The 4,368-nt window shown below is 31.3% G+C and carries 4 protein-coding genes; all 4 read left to right on the top strand.

The window, feature by feature from the left end:
* Positions 1-349: IclR family transcriptional regulator C-terminal domain-containing protein (locus VK071_04280; GenBank protein HLR34530.1), on the top strand; the 349-nt coding region annotated here is incomplete at its 5' end.
* A 351-nt stretch (positions 350-700) separates the two neighbouring features.
* Positions 701-2,053, top strand: a complete 1,353-nt coding sequence (locus VK071_04285; protein ID HLR34531.1) for a hypothetical protein — start codon at positions 701-703, stop codon at positions 2,051-2,053.
* 2 nt (positions 2,054-2,055) lie between these two features.
* Positions 2,056-2,814, top strand: coding sequence for a 3-ketoacyl-ACP reductase (locus VK071_04290; protein HLR34532.1), 759 nt, complete (start codon positions 2,056-2,058; stop codon positions 2,812-2,814).
* Positions 2,815-2,819: 5 nt separating this feature from the next.
* Positions 2,820-4,368: FAD-binding protein (locus VK071_04295; protein ID HLR34533.1), on the top strand; the 1,549-nt coding region annotated here is incomplete at its 3' end.

Genomic DNA, 4,368 nt, shown 5'->3' on the forward strand with positions numbered 1-4,368 from the left:
GTCAGTAGGAAAGGTAATCTTAGCATTTATGGATGAAGAAGAAGTGAAAAAAATATGGCAGAATAGTAGTATTCAAAAGTTAACTAAAAATACAATTACTGATTTCGAAGAGTTAAAAAAAGAATTAGATATAGTAAGGAAACAGGGATATGCAGAGGATGACGAAGAAAATGAGTTAGAGGTTAGGTGTATAGGTGCTCCCGTTTTTAATCATAAAGGAGAAGTAGAAGGAGCCATTAGTATCTCAGGACCTACTATTAGGGTTACTAAAGATAGAGTGGAAAAAATAGGTAAAGAAGTAAAAAAATATGCTGATAAGATATCAAAAGAGCTTGGATACAGTAACTAATATATCCAAGCTTTTTTAATTTTATATAAGAATTAAAAAAAATTAAAAATGTTCTTGCAATTGTTTTCCTTGTATAGTATACTGATGTCATTCATCCACATTGTGAACTATAGTATCACTATATAAAACTAAGTAATTGAGAGATATTCAAGCTAAAAACAAGTGCATTATAATATTTGGTATCTAATTATCATTTAGTTTAGTTACATGAAATCAATACGGTGGTCTAAACTGGATAAATAAAATATAGCAGAAGTATTAGGTTTAGTTTAAATATAAAGTAATTAAGAATTAGATTTTAAAGAATAAGATTTTAAATTAATAAATTGGGAGTTGATATGCTTGGCAGGTATGACATGTAAAAGTAGTGGAAATTTCAAATATAAGACCCTGGAAGAATTAGAAAAAGACATAAGAGAAATGGAGCTAGACATTAAAGTATCAGAGAATTTGGATTTATTTAAAACAAAAGTGAATATTGGAGATTATATAATACCTAATTCTATAGCTAGTCTTCCAATGGAAGGTGGAGACTCTACTGAAGATGGTAAACCAACGGAACTTACATATAGAAAATATAAAAGGATTGCTAAGGGAGGAGCAGGACTTATATGGTTAGAAGCTGTTAGTGTTTCTAAGGATGGAAGATCTAATGACAAACAATTGTTATTAACGGAAGAAAATTTAGATGAGTTTAAAAAATTAAATGATTTGATTAAAACTTCTGCTAAAGAAGAATTTGGTGAGAATTACAATCCTATAACAATTCTTCAATTAAATCATTCTGGTCGATATTGTAAGGTAAATGGAAAGAGTAGACCTATTATTGCTACACATAAGAAACTGTTAGATGATAAATTAGGAATTGATGAGGATTTGCCGGTAGTGACTGATGAATACCTGAAAGAAGTGGAAGAAAGTTTTGTACAAGCTGCTAGACTAGCTAAAAAGGCAGGATTTGATGGAATAGATATCAAAGCTTGTCATGGATACTTATTATCAGAGCTATTATCTGCTTACGAAAGAGAAGGTAAATATGGTGGAAGCTTTGAAAACAGAATCAGACTTATGGTAGATATAGTAGATAGAATAAAAAATGATGAAGATTGTAATGGATTATTAATAGCATCTAGACTCAACGCAACAGATGTTGTACCTTATCCACAAGGATGGGGAATGTCAGAAAAAGATGAAAAGGAAATAGATTTAGAAGAGCCTAAAAAACTTATAAAAATTTTAACAGAGAAAGGTGTAGAGCTAATAGGTTTAACGATGGGTAATCCATATTTTGTTCCACATATTAATAAACCTTATGATATAGGTACTTATACTCCAGATGAAAAGGTCATTGTAAGTTGTAATAGATTGATAAATGGTGTGGGGGATATTCAGAAGAGTTTTCCAGATATTAATATAGTAGGAGTAGGCTACAGTTGGTTTAGAGACCTAGCTTCCTATGTAGGGGCAGGTAGTTTAGAAAATGGATTATGTAAGATAGTTGGATTTGGTAGAGAAGGTATTGCATATCCTGATTTTGCTAAAGATATATTAAATAATGGGAAAATGGAAAAGAACAAAGTTTGTATATCTTGTAGTAAATGTAGTGAAATGAAATCTAAAATAGGTACTTGTGGATGTGTCATCAGAGATAGAGAGATCTATTTACCTATTTATCAAGAAATGAAAAAGGAGGAGAAGAACTAAACATGGGTAAAGTTGCAGTAGTTACAGGTGGAACAAAAGGGATAGGACTTGGTATAGTTCAGGAATTATATGAGGATGGATTTTCTGTAGCCTGTTTGGGAAGGACGAGAAATCCAAAGGTAGACGAGCTAATAGAGTTGTCTCAAGAAAAAGTAAAATTTATTTCAACAGATCTTAATGATATTGAGAGAATAAAAGATAGTATTGAAGAAGTTGTATCTATATTTGGAAGAATAGATGTATTAGTTAATAATGCAGGGGTAGCTCCTAAGGAAAGAAATGACATACTTAAAACAACTCCTGAAAGCTTTGATTTTGTAGTCGATACTAATTTAAAAGGAACTTACTTTATGACTCAAACAGTTGCTAATATAATGATTGGACAAGAGAAAAACAATTTTCCACCTAAGATTATAAATATATCATCTATGTCCGCTTACACTTCTTCAGTTAATAGAGGAGAATACTGTATATCAAAAGCAGGAATTAGTATGGTAACTACACTTTTCGCAGATAGATTAGCTGAAGAAGGAATATTCGTATATGAGATCAGACCGGGTATTATAAAAACAGATATGACATCTGGTGTAACTGATAAATATGATGCTTTAATTAATGAAGAGGGGATACTTCCGATAAAAAGATGGGGGACTCCTAAAGATATCGCAGGAGCTGTAAGTGTACTTTGTTCACCTAAAATGTGTTATTCAACAGGTGATGTATTAAATCTAGATGGTGGATTTCATATAAGGAGGTTATAAGTTTAATGCATAAAAATAGAATTAAGATTGATGACCTAGATATTGATGTGTATGATTATAACACGGTGATTGTAGGTTCAGGAGCTGCAAGTTTTAATGCGGCAGATAGTTTATTTAAAATGGGACAAAAAAATATAGCTATTATAACTGAAGGAATGAAGAGGGGAACTTCAAGAAATACTGGTTCAGATAAACAAACGTATTATAAACAATCTACTTCTATAAAAGATTCAGACAGTCCTTTAAAGATGGCGGAAACTTTGTTTAGTGGTGGAGCAATGCACGGAGATATAGCATTAGTAGAAGCAGCTCTTTCATTAAAAGGATTCTATAAACTTGTAGATATTGGTGTCCCATTCCCACATGATAAATATGGGCAATATGTAGGATATATGACGGATCACGATGAGAATAGTAGAGCCAGTTCTGTTGGTCCTCTTACATCTAAGTATATGACTGAAGAATTAGAAAGAGAAGTATTAGAAAATGGTACAGATATATTTGATAGGTTTTTAGTTATATCAATACTAAAGGATAACAAAAATAAAGATGCTATAGGAGTATTAGCAATAGATATCAAGGACCTTGATAAAGAAAATTTTGGCTTAACTTTATTTAATTGTAAAAATATTATCTATGGAACAGGTGGGCCTGCCTCTACATATTACAGTTCAGTTTTCCCAAAGAGTCAATCTGGGGCAACCGGAATAGCACTTGAAGCAGGGGCTCATGGGGATAATTTAACAGAATGGCAATATGGAATAGCTTCTACAAAGTTCAGATGGAATTTATCTGGGACTTATCAACAAGTTATTCCAAGATATATATCGACAGATCAAGATGGAAATGATGAAAGAGAGTTTTTAGAAGATTATTTTGAAAACCCAACCCATTTATTAGATGCTACATTTTTAAAAGGATATCAATGGCCATTTGACTCAAGGAAACTTGCAGATAATGGATCTTCCATGATAGATATGCTTATATATATGGAAACTCAAATTAAAGGAAGAAGGGTGTTCCTAGACTTTACTAAGAATCCAAATTGCGCTACTAAAGATGGGAGCTTAGATTTTAAACTTCTAGGAAAAGAAGCATATGAATATCTAGAAAATTCAGATGCATTTTTAAAAACCCCTATAGAAAGATTATTTAAAATGAATCCATTAGCTATAGATTTATATAGAAATAATAATATAGATATAGAAAAAGAATATTTAGAAATAGATGTCTGTGCTCAACATCAGAATGGTGGATTAAAAGGAAATAAATGGTGGGAAAGTAATTTAGGACATTTCTTCCCAGTTGGAGAGGTTAATGGAACACTTGGAATATATAGACCTGGTGGCAGTGCATTAAACTCTACTCAAGTAGGAAGTTATAGAGCAGCTGAGTTAATAGTAAATAAATATAATGAAGATCCTATAGATTTAAATAAATATGAAGAAAAAACAAAGGATCAAATTATAGATAAAATTAATTTAATAAGGAATATAGAGATAACAGATGAGAAGGAATCTAATATAATTGCGGTACGTGATAAGTTTCAAAAGA

Source organism: Tissierellales bacterium (assembly GCA_035301805.1).
Taxonomy (GTDB): Bacteria; Bacillota; Clostridia; order Tissierellales; family DATGTQ01; genus DATGTQ01.